This window comes from Mucilaginibacter sp. (genome assembly GCF_965201005.1).
Lineage (GTDB): Bacteria > Bacteroidota > Bacteroidia > Sphingobacteriales > Sphingobacteriaceae > Mucilaginibacter_A.
In genome coordinates, this window is record NZ_OZ241747.1 from 2,317,633 (window position 1) to 2,335,662 (window position 18,030).

Here is an 18,030-nt window from a genome sequence, read left to right on the forward strand (position 1 = left end):
AAAATCCTCATACGGATTTATTCGTATCTTTGCACAATTATTATCCGCTTTATTACCGGCTTTGATCTTAAGCATATCACCTGACCGCTAATACAGTTGTGTTAGCACATTTAGTACAAATTTCAATGTTATTTCAAGAATTAAATTTAATTGAGCCGATCCTTAAGGCTTTAAAACAAGAAGGTTATACCCAGCCCACGCCTATCCAGGAACAATCTATCCCGTTGATTTTGCAGGGAAAAGACTTGCTGGGCTGCGCCCAGACCGGCACCGGCAAAACGGCCGCTTTTGCCATCCCGATTTTGCAGCTTTTATATCAGCAAAAACAGCAGCACAAGGAACAGAAAACTATCAAATCGCTGATTTTGACGCCAACGCGCGAACTGGCCATTCAAATTGAAGAAAGTTTTACCGCTTACGGCCGAAATACCGGATTGAAACATCTGGTGATTTTTGGCGGCGTGTCTCAAAACCCGCAAACTGAAGCTTTGCGACGTGGTGTTGATATTTTGGTTGCCACGCCCGGCCGCCTACTGGATTTGATGAACCAGCGTTTTGTAAACTTGCAGCATGTACAGATTTTGGTTTTGGATGAAGCTGATCGTATGCTGGACATGGGTTTTGTAAACGATGTTAAAAAGGTGATCGCAAAACTTCCGCAGAAAAGGCAAACTTTGTTTTTCTCGGCTACCATGCCCAAAGAAATCCAGAGCTTGGCGGATTCTATACTCAACAAACCTGAAAAAGTAGAAGTTACGCCCGTTTCTTCTACTGCAGAAACCATTGAACAAGCACTTTTCATGGTTGATAAATCAGATAAGCGCGATTTGTTGCTGCACGTTTTAAAGGATAAAAATATCAAAACTGCCTTGGTTTTTACGCGGACAAAACATGGTGCCGATAAAGTGGTGAAAGATTTGCTGCGCGCCAACATCACCGCCGAAGCCATTCACGGAAATAAATCGCAGAATGCAAGGCAGCGCGCTTTGTCGAATTTCAAGGCCAGGACAACGCGTATTTTAGTTGCTACAGATATTGCCGCCCGAGGAATCGATGTGGAAGAATTAACGCATGTAATTAATTACGAGCTGCCAAACATCCCGGAAACTTATGTGCACCGCATTGGGCGAACGGGCCGTGCAGGCGCAAGCGGAATTGCTTTGTCTTTTTGTGATGCGGAAGAATTGGATTTTTTAAAAGATATCCACAAACTCATCAACATCAGCATTCCCGTTTCAGATCATCCTTATCCGCCTAAACAAGGTTCGCTGGCACAAAAAGTTCAAGCTAAAACCGGAGCTGGCAACGTAAAAAGAAATCCTCACGGCGAATTTAGAAGCAGAAAACCAAACAACAACAGCAATCGCCGACCCAGGACCAGCAATTAATTTTCAAAAAACCAATGCTGTTTTTATGGCATAAATTTCAGGCTTTCTCTTCCAGAATCAGGTTTTGTATAATCGAACAAAACCTGATTTTATCCGTATCCGGCATTTGCATTGTTCTGTACAACTTGCTTATCTTTAAATGAAAATTAAAATGGCTTTTATGCAACGGCTGCTCAACCTTTTCAGCAATAAATATTTTTTGATCAGTGCTGTTTTTGTGGTTTGGCTGATTTTTTTCGACCGTAATGATTTGCTTTCTCAATATGAATACCGCCAGCAACTGAATAAGCTGAAAGCAGAACATAATTTTTATACCAAAGAAACGGCCGATGTGCAAAAAGAATTAAATGAGCTGACCTCTAACAAAGAAAAACTGGAAAAATTTGCCCGCGAAAAGTACCTGATGAAAAAAGCTAATGAAGATATTTTTGTCATCATCCCGGAAAAAAAGGAAGAAAAGAAATCCATATTTTAGGTCGATAAAAGAAGCATCGGTTTAAATTTCACCGTTCCGTCTCCGTACAAACCACTCCAAACTCAGCAAAAAAACAATTAAGGCAAAAACCCATTTCTCGTCAATCAACTCTTTATAATTGTTGTCCTGATAAGCAATAGTTTTGATGTTTTCGTTTCTGCGGATCAAATCCGGCAAACGGTTTATTTGTTCCGGAGTAATCATTTCACCACCGTTTTCTTTTGCCAAAGCATACAGAAGTTGTTGGTTTGCAGCACTTTGCAAGTCTTCGGCTACTAAGGCTTTAATAGTGAAATTACCGCTGGCCTTAAAATTTTCATTTCCTAATTTTGTTTGTGCCGAGTAAGAATAATCACCAACGGGCAAAACTCCGGCATCCAACTGATAGGTTGTATTTTGTTTTGAAAACTGAAAATCATACTTTTTACCGCTTGTATTTCTTAGGCTGATGGCCACTTCCGGCTGATTGACAAGTTCAAACGACTGATCGTAAAGTGCTGCGTGCAACATCACGTTTTCATCTTCATCAAAAACCGGTTTTGCAGGCGATACATCAAAGCGTTTCCGGTTGCTTTTACTTGACAGATACTGAATGGATTGCGACAATAACTCATCAAAAGCATGATGATTTCCAAATTGCTGAAACTCGTTTAAACGCCATCGCCATAAACCTTCGCCGGTCAAAACAGCTTTTCGCTGGCCATTTTCTTCAAAAAAAGCAAGCAAAGGATAAGAAGTTGTTACCTGACCAATTTTTTGCCTTAGCAGAACTGAAGCATCGCCAGTGCCATAATTGCCAAAAGGTGCCAGCAGCGGAGGGAAATTATTGATTTTTGTACGGGCAGAATCCGACAAAATAAAGGTGGTAAAAGAAGCATCCGGCGCAGCAAAAACTTCCTGCATAGTTTGATTTGTACTGCTGATCGTGACCGCTTTTTGTATGGAATTGAACTGTGCAACATTACTTTGCGCGCCCAGTAAATACCAAACAGACAATTTAATTTTTTCTGCCTGAATCAATAAAGGCTGCAGATCAACCCGGTTATTGGGCAGCTGTTCTAAAACCAACGCGCTGTAAAGGCTTAGTTTATTCAAGTCAAAATCGCCAAACAAACTGGTTTTTACTTCATAATTTTGGTTGCTTTCTAATGATTGGCGGACGGCGGCTACGTCGGGATGCGGCGCATCGTACAAAATCAGGATTTTTTTGCGGTTATCGATCACTTCAACATAAATGGTGACCACATTATTTGATGTAGAAATTTCGCCGGTAAGCGTTTGTAAGTTAAACTGAAATTTATGGATGCCTTTTTTACCGGAATTTATTTTTACCGGAATATTTTTTTTGAAATCGTTTTCAGGAATACTGATTTGTTGACTTGAAACTGGTTTCCCATCTTCCGAAATTAATAATTGCAGGTTTTTACCTTTGGTTTGCCGCGCTTCCACAAAAACACTGACCAAAAAATCGTTGCCTAAAAAAGTTGTTTTATTATAATCCACATGATCGATCAAAACATCCATCTTCGGGATTGTATCCCCTAAAGCAATCGTGTAAATAGTTGATTTTAAGGTAGATGCTATGCTTAAAGGCGAACTTCCGCGATTAAATAACCCATCTGAAGCTAAAATTACGGCACCAATATTCTGGTTCCCAAAACGATTGTTCAGGTTTTGAAAAGCGTTTGAAATGTCGGTTTGCTTTCCATTCAGGGAATCTGAAAAACCTGCATAAACATTTTTATCAAAATGAAATTCATGCACTTCGTAATTATTACCCAATTTGGTTTTAAGCTGATACAGATCATCTAAAAAAACTTTTGGCTGAAAATTTTTACCAGGAAACTTTTTGATGGAAGCAGAATTATCCTGCAAAACCAGAATCAATGGTTTTTGCAAATGCTTGTCAACCGTTTTTAAAAGCGGGGCAAGCAACAAAAAAGACAGGATAAAAACAGTAAGCGCACGAATTGCAAAAAGTACATTTCTCCAAAGTTTATTAAAACTTGCAGGTTTGTTATATAAAAACCAACTGTACGAAAGTGCAATTGCCAAACATGCCAATGTCCACCAGCCGGAAATTGTTCCCCAGGAAACTGAAAGCAAATACAGCATATCGGTATGTAAACTATTTTTAATGATTATGCAAATCAGTTTTTTCGGTTATAATGCGGATTCTGATTGGTCCTTTAGTAATTTTCGGATCGACTGTTTTTCCTTTTTGCAGGATTTGGATTTTGTTTTGGGCTTGCAGATCAAAAGCCGCATCCCGGACAATTTGCATCTGCGTGCGCCAGTTTTCAGGAAATAATTTTCTGGCAACTTCCGAAGGACAAATGGTTTTATCAGCCCCACGTTCAGTTGCCTGTTGTAAAATTGCTTTTTTAATATCCAACTTGTCCAGTTTTATGCTGAAAACAGCAGCTTAAAGCATTCCGCCATCCACCGGAAAAACCTGCCCTGTAATATAACTGCTCATATCTGAAGCTAAAAAAACACAAGTGTTAGCCACATCTTCTGTTTCACCGGCACGTTTTAACGGAATTGCATCCGTCCAGCCTTGCACCACTTTCGGATCCAAAACTTCTGTCATTTCAGTGCGGATAAAACCAGGAGCTACCACGTTGGTACGTATATTCCTGGAACCCAACTCTTTAGCAATAGATTTTGAAAAACCGATAATCCCCGCTTTTGATGCTGCGTAATTTGCCTGCCCGGCATTGCCCTGCACACCAACCACCGAACTCATGTTGATAAACACACCGCTCCGGTTTTTCATCATAATTTTTGATGCTGCTTTTGTCACGTTAAAAATGGATTTCAGGTTTACGTTCAAAACTTCGTCCCAATTTTGTTCGGTCATACGCATCAGCAAACCATCTTTGGTAATACCAGCATTGTTTACCACAATATCAACCGTACCAAAATCTGCAACAATATCATTAATCAGTTTATCAGCTTCATCAAATTTGGAAGCATCTGACTGATAGCCTTTTACTTGTGTTCCGAAAACTTGTAATTCTTTTTCCAATGCCTGCCCTTTTTCTACAGATGACAAATAAGTGAATGCCACTTTTGCACCATTTTCGACAAATTTTTCGGCAATTTTCCGTCCTATTCCTTTAGAAGCACCGGTTACCAATGCTACTTTTCCTTCTAATAATTTCATTTAATTTAAGCTGATTTGGTGTGAAGTTAGAAAATTTGCCTAAAAGCCGGAAAGATTTTTAGTTTGGATGCAATGCTTCTTTTATCGTGTAAAAATTGAGTCTTTTTTATATAAACAAGATTAACCCTGGTACTAACAAATTTAGTTTTGTATATCTTTACAAACCATAAAACAGCGGAAAAATTTAATATGTACGCAATTGTTGATATTGAAACAACTGGTGGCCATGCCAGCGCAAACGGAATAACCGATATTGCCATCATTTTGCACGATGGTGAAAAAGTTTATCATCGTTATCAATCGCTTATAAATCCTCAGCAACCAATTCCGGTTTATATTCAGGCACTTACCGGCATCAATAATGATATGGTAAAAGAAGCACCGGTTTTTGCTGATGTTGCTTCAGAAATTTTTGAATTATTAAAAGACAAAGTTTTCATCGCACATAATGTAAATTTTGATTATTCTTTTGTCCGGTATCATTTGGCAGCAGCAGGGTTTTCGCTTGATTGTAAAAAGTTGTGTACGGTTAGGTTGAGCCGCAAAATCATTCCCGGTTATCCTTCCTATAGTTTAGGGAAACTCTGCCATCAATTGGGTATTGAAAACGATAGCAGGCATCGTGCTATGGGGGATGCTTTTGCAACAGCAACCTTATTTTCAATGCTTTTAGTACAAGATTTACACGGACATATAAAACAATCATTACTGATTAAATCCAAAGAACAACTATTGCCACCGCATTTGCCCAAAAATATTATGGATGAATTGCCTAAAAATCCCGGTGTTTATTATTTTCATGATCATAAAGGAAAAGTTGTTTATGTGGGTAAAGCAAAAAACATTAAAAAACGAGTTAACTCACATTTTTTAGGAAATAACCCAAACAGGCAGCGGCAAAATTTCCTACGCGATATTCATAACATTACCTGGCAAATTTGCGGCACAGAGTTGATGTCCTTAATTTTAGAAGCTTCAGAAATCAAAAAATTATGGCCTGAACATAACCGATCATTAAAGCGGTTTGATCAATCTTACGCTTTGTACCAGTTTGAAGATCAGAATGGTTATATCCGTTTGGCAATTGGAAAAAAGAAAAAATACCAGCAATCTATTTATAGTTTTGGTTTGATGCTGGAAGGATATGAATCTCTTAGAAAATTAATGATGGATTTTGCTCTTTGTCCAAAATTATGCTTCATACAAAAAAATGAAGAAGCGTGTTCTGGTATCATTAATCAGCATTGTAATGGCGCATGTTCAGGAACAGAATCATCTGAAGTATATAATCAGCGTGTTTTACAGGCAATCAAACATTTACAAACCAATATGCCAACATTTATTATTTATGATGAAGGCCGGGAAGCAGCAGAACAAAGCTTTATTTTAATGGAAAACGGTCAGTTTTATGGTATGGGTTATGCTGAAAAAACTTTTAATACTACTGATTTAACGCTGATAAAAGAAGTATTGAAACCATATCCAGAGAATAACTATGTTAAGAATTTGATTTATCAGTTTGCGGCAAATAATCCAAATAAATTGATTGCAGTTGCATAAAAGCTTTTTAAAATTGATTAAAATATTTTTTAATACTTCTTTTATCACCTGAAATTCGGAAAGTTTATGTTGATAAAAACAGCTCAGCACTAAATTTATAACGATAAAAGAAGCATCAGTATTTATTGCTGATAAACTTAAACAGGCTCTGATTACCCAGTACTATTCAATGAGTACATACTATTAGAGCAGATCATTTTTCGTTTAACGACAGCTATATTTAACGCAAAAACCCCTTTCACTCAATTGTGAAAGGGGTTTTGTAATGGAATTTAAAAGGTTTTGGCACCGACCTACTCTCCCACCTTTTACGGCAGTACCATCGGCTCTGGCGGGCTTAACTTCTCTGTTCGGAATGGGAAGAGGTGGACACCGCCGATATAGGCACCTGAATATTTTTAATGTTGGTTTGAAACTTAGATCGGAGTTTCAGGAGCAGGGACATGTCACTGGTCTTATGTCTTCAGTCTTTTCAGTAACTCAACAATGACATATTATTGAAAGAAGATATTGTAGGGAAAACAACAGTATGTTAATTTGTCTTGCGACATGATTACCTGCTATGAGAAAGCTTCGGGCTATTAGTAATACTTGGCTATGGTGTCGCCACCTTTACACCTGTACCCTATCAACGTGGTCGTCTGCCACGGCCCTCAATGGAAGTCTCATCTTGTGGCTAGTTTCGCACTTAGATGCTTTCAGCGCTTATCTATCCCCAACGTAGCTACTCTGCAGTACACCTGGCGGCATAACAGATTCACCAGAGGTTAGTCCAACCCGGTCCTCTCGTACTAAGGTCAGCCCCACTCAAACTTCCTGCGCCCACAACAGATAGGGACCGAACTGTCTCGCGACGTTCTGAACCCAGCTCGCGTGCCACTTTAATGAGCGAACAGCTCAACCCTTGGGACCTTCTCCAGCCCCAGGATGTGACGAGCCGACATCGAGGTGCCAAACCTCCCCGTCGATATGAGCTCTTGGGGGAGATCAGCCTGTTATCCCCAGCGTACCTTTTATCCTTTGAGCGATGGCCCTTCCATGCAGAACCACCGGATCACTATATCCGTCTTTCGACCCTGCTCGGCTTGTCTGCCTCACAGTCAAGCAAGCTTATGCTATTGCACTCCGCATACGGTTACCAAGCGTATTGAGCTTACCTTTGAAAGCCTCCGTTACTCTTTTGGAGGCGACCACCCCAGTCAAACTACCCGCCAAACAATGTCCCCCGCTATGCAGGGTTAGACACCAAATACAGAAAGGGTGGTATTTCAACGTTGGCTCCACGATGCCTGGCGACACCGCTTCAAAGCCTCCCACCTATCCTACACATCCTGTACCCGATATCAATGTTAAGTTGTAGTGAAGGTGCATGGGGTCTTTCCGTCCCGTTGCGGGTAACCGGCGTCTTCACCGATACCACAATTTCACCGAGCTCATGGCTGAGACAGCGCCCAGATCGTTACACCATTCGTGCAGGTCGGAACTTACCCGACAAGGAATTTCGCTACCTTAGGACCGTTATAGTTACGGCCGCCGTTTACTGGGGCTTCGATTCAATGCTTCGCCTTGCGACTAACATCCCCTCTTAACCTTCCAGCACCGGGCAGGTGTCAGACCTTATACGTCATCTTTCGATTTTGCAAAGCCATGTGTTTTTGTTAAACAGTCGCCTGGGCCTTTTCACTGCGGCTGACATTGCTGTCAGCGCCCCTTCTCCCGAAGTTACAGGGCCATTTTGCCGAGTTCCTTAGCCATGATTCACTCGAGCACCTTAGGATTCTCTCCTCGACTACCTGTGTCGGTTTACGGTACGGGTTTTTATAACCTGAAGCTTAGCAGGTTTTCTTGGAAGTCTGCTTACCTACGCTATCGGCGCCCCCGAAGGTTTGCCGTACTATCAGCTTTCGTCAAATCCTGCGTACTTGACTACAGGACCTATAACTACGGCCTTTAACGAACTATTCCGTCAGTCCGCGGTAGTGTCACTACTCCGTCACTGCATCGCAGTTATAAAAAGTACTGGAATATTGACCAGTTGTCCATCGGCTGCGCCCTTCGGCTTCACCTTAGGCCCCGACTAACCCTGATCCGATTAGCGTTGATCAGGAAACCTTAGTCTTTCGGTGGGCGGGTTTCTCTCCCGCCTTATCGTTACTTATGCCTACATTTGCTTTTCTACGTTCTCCACAGTAACTTACGTACCTGCTTCACCGACCGTAGAATGCTCCCCTACCACTCACGTATATTTTCAACGTAAATCCATAGCTTCGGCAATACACTTGATGCCCGTTTATTATCCATGCCCGATCGCTCGACTAGTGAGCTGTTACGCACTCTTTAAATGAATGGCTGCTTCCAAGCCAACATCCTAGCTGTCTGTGCAACCGGACCTCGTTAGTTCAACTTAGTGTATATTTAGGGGCCTTAGCTGATGGTCTGGGTTCTTTCCCTCTCGGCCCTGGACCTTAGCACCCAGAGCCTCACTGCCGTGTATATTTTATAGCATTCGGAGTTTATCTGGATTTGGTAGGATTTGACTCCCCCGCACCCAATTAGTAGCTCTACCTCTATAAAACTCTACCACGACGCTGTTCCTAAAAACATTTCGGGGAGTACGAGCTATTTCCCAGTTTGATTAGCCTTTCACCCCTACCCACAAATCATCCGGAAACTTTTCAACGTTTATCGGTTCGGTCCTCCAGTACCTGTTACGGCACCTTCAACCTGTCCATGGGTAGATCACAAGGTTTCGCGTCTACCTCCCCTGACTATACGCCCTGTTCAGACTCGCTTTCGCTTCGGCTGCGTGGCTTAACCACTTAACCTTGCCAGGGAAGAGTAACTCGTAGGCTCATTATGCAAAAGGCACGCCGTCACGCAACCTGTACGCTCCGACCGCTTGTAAGCACACGGTTTCAGGTTCTATTTCACTCCCCTGTTCGGGGTTCTTTTCACCTTTCCCTCACGGTACTGGTTCACTATCGGTCTCTCAGGAGTATTTAGCCTTACCAGATGGTGCTGGCAGTTTCCCACAGGGCGTCTCCGACCCCGCGGTACTCAGGATACCACTAATTCAACATCGCTTACGCTTACGCAGCTCTCATGCCCTATGGCCCGGTTTCCCACCCGGTTCTGCTTCACTTTGTCAAATATATTGTGGTCCTACAACCCCGGCCTTGCCGTAACAAGACCGGTTTGGGCTTCTTCCCTTTCGCTCGCCACTACTCAGGAAATCACTATTGTTTTCTCTTCCTCTGCTTACTTAGATGTTTCAGTTCAGCAGGTTTGCGCTTTATGCAATATACCTTCAGTATATTAGGTTTCCCCATTCGGAAATCTGCGGATCAATTCATATTTGCTAATACCCGCAGCTTATCGCAGCTTATCACGTCCTTCATCGCCTCTGAGAGCCAAGGCATCCCCCGTGTGCCCTTTCTTACTTTCTTCTACTCATGCCGCTTTTGCCCGGCATGGTATGCTTTTTTGGTTCGTACTCCGTTTGTTCGTACAAAGTTATTGGTAACAAGTATCAAGATTTACATCTATCCTACTTAAAACTTATAACTGCTTACTTAAAACTTAGTAGTCACCTACTGTTGTTTTCTCTTTCAATTATCTTCTTCCAATATGTCAAAGAACTTTTTTACCTAACTCCGCTAACCTATTGTCCCATATATAGTGTATATAAGATATGATCATCGTTTCAAAGTAAACGTGGAGAATAACGGATTCGAACCGTTGACCCCCTGCGTGCAAGGCAGGTGCTCTAGCCAGCTGAGCTAATCCCCCTAAAAGATTTCGGTCAGAGGTTCCGGGCCTTCGGTTCAGAGTACCCTCTTTACCTTGCCTTTCTGCCTTTAACCTTTGGCCTTTTCTTGTAGTCCCGAGCAGATTTGAACTGCTGACCCCTACATTATCAGTGTAGTGCTCTAACCAAACTGAGCTACGGGACTATTGAGTTGTCAGTCATCAGCGTTCAGTTTTTAGTTAGCTTTTGTTGCCAACTGCTAACTGGTCTATCTGATTACCTTTAAACTGCCAAATGCTTATCCTGTATCCGGTAAATTGGTTACAGCCACTGTGGCCTGTCTTTTTGGGTTTCTTTTTTTTCTTTTTTGATTTAAGAAATATACATGTGCATAGCGGGCCGTTTGCGCCCAAAGAAAGGCCTGCTCTAGAAAGGAGGTATTCCAGCCGCACCTTCCGGTACGGCTACCTTGTTACGACTTAGCCCCAGTTACCGATTTTACCCTAGGACGCTCCTTGCGGTTACGTACTTCAGGTACTCCCAGCTTCCATGGCTTGACGGGCGGTGTGTACAAGGCCCGGGAACGTATTCACCGCGTCATTGCTGATACGCGATTACTAGCGAATCCAACTTCACGGGGTCGAGTTGCAGACCCCGATCCGAACTGTGAACAGCTTTACGAGATTGGCATCCTGTTGCCAGGTAGCTGCCCGCTGTACTGCCCATTGTAGCACGTGTGTAGCCCCGGACGTAAGGGCCATGATGACTTGACGTCGTCCCCTCCTTCCTCTCTGTTTGCACAGGCAGTCTGTTTAGAGTCCCCACCTTGACGTGCTGGCAACTAAACATAGGGGTTGCGCTCGTTGCGGGACTTAACCCAACACCTCACGGCACGAGCTGACGACAGCCATGCAGCACCTAGTTTCGTGTCCCGAAGGACTGTGGCGTCTCTGCCACATTCACTAACTTTCAAGCCCGGGTAAGGTTCCTCGCGTATCATCGAATTAAACCACATGCTCCTCCGCTTGTGCGGGCCCCCGTCAATTCCTTTGAGTTTCACCCTTGCGGGCGTACTCCCCAGGTGGAATACTTAACGCTTTCGCTTGGACGCTAACTGTATATCGCTAACATCGAGTATTCATCGTTTAGGGCGTGGACTACCAGGGTATCTAATCCTGTTTGATCCCCACGCTTTCGTGCCTCAGCGTCAATCACACTTTAGTAAGCTGCCTTCGCAATTGGTGTTCTGTGACATATCTATGCATTTCACCGCTACTTGTCACATTCCGCCTACCTCAGCTGCATTCAAGCCCGTCAGTATCAAAGGCACTGCGATGGTTGAGCCACCGTCTTTCACCCCTGACTTAACAGGCCGCCTACGCACCCTTTAAACCCAATAAATCCGGATAACGCTTGGATCCTCCGTATTACCGCGGCTGCTGGCACGGAGTTAGCCGATCCTTATTCCTACCGTACATTCAACCCTCTACACGTAAAGGGGTTTATTCCGGTATAAAAGCAGTTTACAACCCATAGGACCGTCTTCCTGCACGCGGCATGGCTGGTTCAGGGTTGCCCCCATTGACCAATATTCCTTACTGCTGCCTCCCGTAGGAGTCTGGTCCGTGTCTCAGTACCAGTGTGGGGGGCCATCCTCTCAGATCCCCTAAACATCGTAGCCTTGGTGGGCCGTTACCCCGCCAACTAGCTAATGTCCCGCATGCCCATCTCTATCCTATAAATATTTGATCATTGCACAATGCCGTGCTGTGATTTTATGCGGTGTTAATCTCTCTTTCGAGAGGCTATCCCCCAGATAAAGGTAGGTTACATACGTGTTACGCACCCGTGCGCCACTCTCATGGGGGCAAGCCCCCAATCCCGTCCGACTTGCATGTATTAGGCCTGCCGCTAGCGTTCATCCTGAGCCAGGATCAAACTCTCCATTGTAAAATGTTTTGTTCAATGCTGACCCTACTTTATTAATCATTAAAACAGGATCTGTAAATTACTATATCCAGACCCTTCCTCTTTTTGCAAACGACGACCCAAATAATCAGGCCCCCGCTACGCTACATGTTATATATCTTAAAAGAACTTGTTCGCCCCGCCTCACGGTTTGGCACTTTTATATCCCTATCTGTATCGCTACAGCTAAATCAATCTTTTCATTCGTTAGCTCCGGATCGCCCTTCGCCCATTTTGTTTCCCCCTACACGGCCGTCTTATTTTCTCGCCCGGTTTGGGACTGCAAAGGTAAAAACCATTTTTACATTTCCAAAAAATATTTTTTTTATTTTTTTAAGGCCCTCTTCTAAACTTTTCAAGCCCAATTAAAGCCAAACCTTTGTCCACCCTTTCAACCAATCACCCTCCCCACCAAAGCAGGGCGCAAAAGTAGTTTTTTTGCTGAAATTATGAAGCGGATAGTGCAATTTAGTTTGATTTCATTGCTAAACTTCTGTAAACTAAGTTAATAAATTTTCAGTTTTTCAGTTTTTTAATACTGCCCGGTTGATAACATAACCAATGTACAGGCTTCGATCGTTTCAATTCCTTGTTTTGAAGCCAAGCTTTCCAGTTCAGGATTTTCTGCGCCGGGATTAAAGATTATCCTTTTTGGCTTAGTATTTAATATATATTGATACAAATCTTTCTGATTTTGCGGCCCAACATATAAAGTTAAAGTATCAATATCATCGTGGATTTGATTTGGTTGCTCAATCACAACCCCCGCAACTTCCCCTTTTTTTAAACCTACATTTACAATTGTATGTCCTTTTTCCTTTAATTTATTTATTGCTAAATATGCATATCGGTTTGGATTGGATGTTGCCCCTAACACTAAAGTTTTTTTGTTTGCCATGATGCTGTTTATAGGTAGTAAATTTTGTTGAGATTATCAAATAATGCTTCTTTTATCGCCTAAAAAATAATAAACCAAGATTTACTTTTGTGAAGATAAAACATAAACCAGCAAATTTATAGTGGTAAAAGAAGCATCAGGCTTTTTTGTAAATGAAATTTAAACAAGATAAAAATACTTTAAGTAAAATTATAAAACATTTAACGCAGCTTCTGCACAATTAATGCCATCGATTGCGGCAGAAATAATGCCACCTGCATAGCCTGCACCTTCCCCGCAGGGAAATAAACCCGAGATTTGCGGATGCTGATAGGAAATTTTATCCCGTGGAATTTTAACCGGCGAAGACGTCCGCGATTCAACACCAACCAAAATCGCTTCATTTGTGTAATAACCTTTCATTTTTTTGCCAAATTGCGGCAATGCTTCTTTTAGCCGGTAAAAAACCTTGTCGGGCAATACTTCTTTTAGCATCGTACTTTTTGTGCCCGGAACATAAGAATTTATTGGTAAATCCGCAGAGAGCCTGCCTTCTATAAAATCAATCATCCGCTGGGCGGGTGCAATCTGATTTCCGCCACCGGCAGTAAAAGCGGCTTGTTCTATTTGCTGCTGGAAATTTAATAATCGAAATGGATCTTTTTCATCGCCCGGCACATCTTCCAGATTAATTTGCACAACCGTACCAGAATTGGCAAAAGGATTATTTCGTTTGGACGGGCTCCAGCCATTTACCACAATTTCGCCGGGTTTTGTGGCGCAAGGCGCGATAATTCCGCCTGGACACATACAGAACGAGAAAACGCCGCGCCCGTCAACCTGCTCTACCAAACTATAGTAAGAAGGCGGCAAAAATTCGCCCCGAACGGCGCAATGATATTGAGATTGATCAATAATTTCCTGCGGATGTTCAATCCGCACTCCTAAGGCAAACGGTTTGGCTTCTACTAAAATATTTTGCCGGTGCAACAATCGATACATATCCTGAGCAGAATGGCCGGTTGCCAAAATCACGGCATCGCTTTTAAATGTTTCGCCTGATGCTGTTTTTATGCCATAAATTTTATCAAACGAAACCAGCAGCTCCGTTACTTTTGTGTTGAAGTGGATTTCCCCGCCAGCATTCTGGATAGTTTCGCGGATAGCGGTAATAATCTGCGGCAATTTGTTGGTGCCGATATGTGGCCGCGCATCCACCAAAATATCAGCTGAAGCGCCGTGTGCAACAAAAGTTTGCAAAACAGAATTTATATCGCCGCGCTTGGTAGAACGCGTGTATAATTTGCCATCAGAATACGTTCCGGCACCACCTTCGCCAAAACAATAATTGGATTCGGGATTTACAATTCCTTCTTTATTCAAAATTGCCAGATCGCGGCGGCGGTCTTTCACGTTTTTGCCCCGCTCTAAAAGAACCGGTTTCATTCCTAATCCGATACAACGTAAAGCAGCAAACAATCCGGCCGGACCGGCACCGACAATCAAAACCGGTTTTTTCTGACTGACATTTTGATAGTTTACGTCAAAAGTTTCCTGCGGAGGGTTTTCATCAACATAAACCTTAATTTGCATTCGATATAAAACCTGTTTTCCACGCGCATCGATCGATCTTTTCAGGATTTGAAGCGCAAAAATTCGGTTTAAATTGATTTTTAATTTTAGCGATGCTGTTTTTATCAGTACTTTTTCGTCCTCCCGCTCTTCAGGAAGACAAGTAATTTCTATTTCACTGATCATAATTTGTCAGGTTTTTATCCCGAATTGTAACAAAGGTATGTAAATTGCAATCTATACACATATATCAATAAAAATCAAAACCTTTGACCATGAAAAAAATCGTTTTTGGAATTTTGTGCCTTTTTACGGCCATGTCATTAAGTTCATGCAGTTACAATAGCATGGTAAAAAAAGATGAAAATGTAAAAGCCGCCTGGGGAGCCGTGCAAAGCCAGTATCAGCGCCGTTCGGATTTGATCCCGAATTTGGTAAATACGGTAAAAGGAGCCGCCAATTTTGAAAAAAGTACATTGACCGCTGTAATTGAGGCCCGTGCAAAAGCAACTTCCATTCAGGTTGATCCGTCTAAATTAACGCCCGAATCTATTCAGCAATTTCAGGCCGCGCAAGGGCAATTAGGTTCTGCTTTGGGCAAATTATTGGCAGTTTCCGAAGCTTATCCGGATTTAAAAGCTAACGCCAACTTCCAAAGTTTACAAACACAACTGGAAGGAACAGAAAACCGGATCAATGTTTCCCGTCTGGATTTTAATACTGCCGTACAGGATTATAACAGCACGGTGCGTTCTTTTCCGGCCAATCTGACCGCGAAAATGTTCGGCTTTTCTGAAAAAGGATATTTTGCTGCCGAAGCCGGAGCCGACAAAGCACCAAAAGTTTCGTTTTAAAAATTTGGTGCTTTCACAGATTTTTTAATGATTTCACAGATTTTTGCCATGCTTCTTTTATCGATGTTTTTTAGATACTGAAAAATTGTTGATAAAAGAAGTATATTTTATTTAAAAATTCGTGTAAGTATCTTTAAAAGTCTGTATAATCAATTTAAATAATCTGTGTAATCCTTAAAAATAATGGCACTATTTACAGAACAAGAGCAGCAGCAGATCAGGAAAGCAATAGAATCCGCAGAAAAAAACACTTCTGGCGAGATTCGGATTTGTGTAGAAAAAACCTGCAGCGAAGATGTGCTGGACCGCGCCGTAACGTATTTTAAGCAATTGAACATGCATAAAACCAGACTGCGCAACGGCGTTTTAATTTATCTTTCTACTGTTGACCGTAAATTTGCCATTATCGGTGATTCCGGAATTCATAAAGTTGTGCCGGAAAATTTTTGGGCTGCCACCAAAGAAACGATGCTCGGCCATTTTAAATATGGCAATTTGACTGAAGGGATTTCTGTTGGGGTAAAAATGGCTGGCGAACAATTGCAAAAATATTTCCCGAGTTTGGACACCGACCGAAACGAACTGCCGGACGACATTGCTTTTATGGACGGTAAATAACTAAAAACATGTTAAAAAAACTTTTACTTACCTGGCTGCTTTTAAGCAGTTGCGTATTTTTATTTGCCCAGGATTTCCCTCAAAAATCCAACACGCTGGTTACCGATTATACTAACACGCTCACTGCCGGTCAGAAGCAAAGCCTTGAAAATAAGCTGGTTGCCTTCAACGATTCTACTTCAACCCAAATTGCGGTTGTAATTTTAAAATCTGTTGGCGATTATGATATTAATGAGTACGCCACGCAATTAGGCCGCAAATGGGGCATCGGCCAAAAAGGAAAAAACAACGGTATTTTAATGCTGGTTGCCATTGGCGACCGCAAAGTTTCTATCCAAACCGGTTATGGTGCAGAAGGTGCCGTGCCGGATATCACCACGCACGAAATTATTGAAAACGACCTGAAGCCCAACTTTAAACAAGGAAATTATTATGCCGGGATAGATGCAGGCACTACTTCGCTGATTAAATACATGAAAGGCGAATACAAGGCTGATCCTAAAGCCCGGCAAGAAAACAATGGCGGCGGCGGTTCTGTGTTCGTCATCATTATTATTGTAATTGTGGTGATTATTTTGATCCGCAGAGGCGGTGGTGGTGGCGGAAACCAGGTCATCGGCAGTCGCGGAGGCTCCAGTCCGTTCTGGTGGTTATTGGCCGGGAACGCTTTAGGCAGAAACAGTGGCGGCGGCAGTGGCTGGGGCGGCGGTTTTGGCGGAGGGAGTTCTGGCGGCGGAGGTGGTTTTGGCGGTTTTGGTGGCGGCAGTTTTGGCGGCGGTGGTTCAAGCGGAAGCTGGTGATGCTTCTTTTATCAACCTAAAATTATGATACGAAGAGATTTTATACAAGCCGAAATAGAAAAAATTGCCAAGGCTTTGGCCAAAATTATGGGGCTAAAAGAAGCATCCAACCTACAGGAAGCGGATGATTTGATCAACAAAAGTTTGTTGAACGATTTTGATCTGAAGGCAGACGATTTACTGCTGTTGGATGAAAAACAGTTTAAAAAGCTTTTGGCAGACCGAAAATATCTACCGCAAAAATTGGATTTATTAAGTCAGTTTTTACTGGAAAGCGTTTCTCCGTTTCAACCGAACCCTAAAACATTTCATTTACTCGATCACATTTTGCTCATTTATCAACTATTGGAGCAGGAACATCACACCCAATCCTTTGAAAATTTAAGCCGAAAGCAAAATATAATACAATTTTTAAATCAAAACGAACAACATGGATAACCTGATTTGGGAAACGCTTTCTACCGAATACATTATTCAAAAACCCTGGGCAACGATGCGAAAAGATACTTGCCGGATGCCAAACGGAACAATTGTAGATGATTATTACGTGTTAGAATATGCAGATTGGGCAAATGCCGTAGCGATTACAGAAGACAACGAAATTTTATTGGTGAAGCAATACCGGCACGCTGCCGATGTGGTTTTGCTGGAAATTCCGGGCGGCGTGATTGACAAAGGCGAAGATCCGAAAACGGCCATCAGGCGCGAACTGCTGGAAGAGACCGGCTATCAGTTTGATGATATTGAGCAAATTTCTACCATGTATCCCAATCCTTCAACCGGAAATAACCGCTGCCATGGATTTTTGGCGCGCGGCGGAAAACTGGTACAAGGCCAAAAGCTGGACGCGCACGAAGAAATTATTGTTGAAAAAGTATCGATAAAAGAAGTAAAGCAATTGTTGGCCGAAGGCAAATTTGGGCAGGCTTTGCACATTAGCGCACTGTTTTATGCTTTGGTCAAACTAGGCGAAGTGCAATTGTAATGCTTCTTTTACAGCA

At 42.5% G+C, this 18,030-nt stretch carries 13 protein-coding genes, 2 tRNA genes and 3 rRNA genes; 8 read left to right on the forward strand and 10 right to left on the reverse strand.

The genetic code is table 11. From position 1 onward, the window contains the following. The first annotated feature begins 125 nt into the window (after positions 1-125). Together ACOFKR_RS10765 and ACOFKR_RS10770 are read left to right on the forward strand one after the other, a co-directional pair. Complete coding sequence (locus tag ACOFKR_RS10765) at positions 126-1,388, forward strand: DEAD/DEAH box helicase (protein ID WP_419800806.1); 1,263 nt, start codon at positions 126-128, stop codon at positions 1,386-1,388. Between the two features lie 139 nt (positions 1,389-1,527). Continuing rightward, positions 1,528-1,863 carry an FtsB family cell division protein gene (locus ACOFKR_RS10770; RefSeq protein WP_419800807.1) on the forward strand — a complete coding sequence of 112 codons (336 nt, stop codon included), beginning with the start codon at positions 1,528-1,530 and terminating at the stop codon, positions 1,861-1,863. A 21-nt stretch (positions 1,864-1,884) separates the two neighbouring features. Here ACOFKR_RS10770 and ACOFKR_RS10775 read toward each other — a convergent pair whose 3' ends face one another. The 3 genes from ACOFKR_RS10775 to fabG are packed head-to-tail and all read right to left on the reverse strand — an operon-like array spanning position 1,885 to position 5,032. Further along, complete coding sequence (locus ACOFKR_RS10775) at positions 1,885-3,978, reverse strand: hypothetical protein (protein ID WP_419800808.1); 2,094 nt, start codon at positions 3,976-3,978, stop codon at positions 1,885-1,887. Between the two features lie 19 nt (positions 3,979-3,997). Then, positions 3,998-4,258 carry a DUF3253 domain-containing protein gene (locus ACOFKR_RS10780; RefSeq protein WP_419800809.1) on the reverse strand — a complete coding sequence of 87 codons (261 nt, stop codon included), beginning with the start codon at positions 4,256-4,258 and terminating at the stop codon, positions 3,998-4,000. 30 nt (positions 4,259-4,288) lie between these two features. Further along, positions 4,289-5,032 (reverse strand): 3-oxoacyl-[acyl-carrier-protein] reductase, encoded by a 744-nt coding sequence (fabG, locus tag ACOFKR_RS10785; protein ID WP_419800810.1) that lies wholly within the window; start codon positions 5,030-5,032, stop codon positions 4,289-4,291. Positions 5,033-5,221: 189 nt separating this feature from the next. Here fabG and ACOFKR_RS10790 point away from each other — a divergent pair, with 189 nt between their 5' ends. Beyond that, the gene (locus tag ACOFKR_RS10790) at positions 5,222-6,592 is read left to right on the forward strand and encodes an exonuclease domain-containing protein (protein ID WP_419800811.1); all 1,371 of its coding nucleotides are present in this window, start codon (positions 5,222-5,224) and stop codon (positions 6,590-6,592) included. Between the two features lie 280 nt (positions 6,593-6,872). Here the strand turns inward: ACOFKR_RS10790 and rrf are convergent. The 7 genes from rrf to ACOFKR_RS10825 all read right to left on the reverse strand — a co-directional run bounded on the left by rrf (position 6,873) and on the right by ACOFKR_RS10825 (position 14,943). After that, positions 6,873-6,984 (reverse strand): 5S ribosomal RNA (gene rrf, locus ACOFKR_RS10795). 170 nt (positions 6,985-7,154) lie between these two features. Beyond that, positions 7,155-10,038 (reverse strand): 23S ribosomal RNA (locus ACOFKR_RS10800). A 269-nt stretch (positions 10,039-10,307) separates the two neighbouring features. After that, positions 10,308-10,381 (reverse strand) — tRNA-Ala (locus ACOFKR_RS10805). A gap of 89 nt (positions 10,382-10,470) precedes the next feature. Further along, positions 10,471-10,545, reverse strand: a tRNA-Ile gene (locus ACOFKR_RS10810). Between the two features lie 225 nt (positions 10,546-10,770). Further along, a 16S ribosomal RNA gene (locus tag ACOFKR_RS10815) occupies positions 10,771-12,290 on the reverse strand. Together the 16S, 23S and 5S rRNA genes with 2 tRNA genes alongside form the textbook arrangement of a ribosomal RNA operon. Before the next feature lie 550 nt (positions 12,291-12,840). Further along, positions 12,841-13,206: a CoA-binding protein gene (locus ACOFKR_RS10820; RefSeq protein WP_419800812.1), complete on the reverse strand. Its 366-nt coding sequence runs from the start codon at positions 13,204-13,206 to the stop codon at positions 12,841-12,843. Between the two features lie 189 nt (positions 13,207-13,395). Beyond that, positions 13,396-14,943 (reverse strand): NAD(P)/FAD-dependent oxidoreductase, encoded by a 1,548-nt coding sequence (locus ACOFKR_RS10825; protein ID WP_419800813.1) that lies wholly within the window; start codon positions 14,941-14,943, stop codon positions 13,396-13,398. Between the two features lie 89 nt (positions 14,944-15,032). Here ACOFKR_RS10825 and ACOFKR_RS10830 point away from each other — a divergent pair, with 89 nt between their 5' ends. The 5 genes from ACOFKR_RS10830 (at position 15,033) to ACOFKR_RS10850 (ending at position 18,014) form a co-directional block, all read left to right on the forward strand. Beyond that, positions 15,033-15,611: a LemA family protein gene (locus tag ACOFKR_RS10830; protein WP_419800814.1), complete on the forward strand. Its 579-nt coding sequence runs from the start codon at positions 15,033-15,035 to the stop codon at positions 15,609-15,611. A 183-nt stretch (positions 15,612-15,794) separates the two neighbouring features. Further along, on the forward strand, positions 15,795-16,229 hold the full coding sequence (locus ACOFKR_RS10835; RefSeq protein WP_419800815.1) for a TPM domain-containing protein: 435 nt from the start codon (positions 15,795-15,797) through the stop codon (positions 16,227-16,229). Positions 16,230-16,237: 8 nt separating this feature from the next. Beyond that, the gene (locus ACOFKR_RS10840; RefSeq protein WP_419800816.1) at positions 16,238-17,029 is read left to right on the forward strand and encodes a TPM domain-containing protein; all 792 of its coding nucleotides are present in this window, start codon (positions 16,238-16,240) and stop codon (positions 17,027-17,029) included. Between the two features lie 24 nt (positions 17,030-17,053). After that, entirely contained in the window at positions 17,054-17,467 is a 414-nt protein-coding gene (locus tag ACOFKR_RS10845; protein ID WP_419800817.1) for a hypothetical protein, read from the forward strand. Next, positions 17,460-18,014, forward strand: coding sequence for an NUDIX hydrolase (locus tag ACOFKR_RS10850; protein ID WP_419800818.1), 555 nt, complete (start codon positions 17,460-17,462; stop codon positions 18,012-18,014). Before ACOFKR_RS10845 ends, ACOFKR_RS10850 begins: the two co-directional genes overlap by 8 nt. The last annotated feature ends 16 nt before the right edge of the window (positions 18,015-18,030 follow it).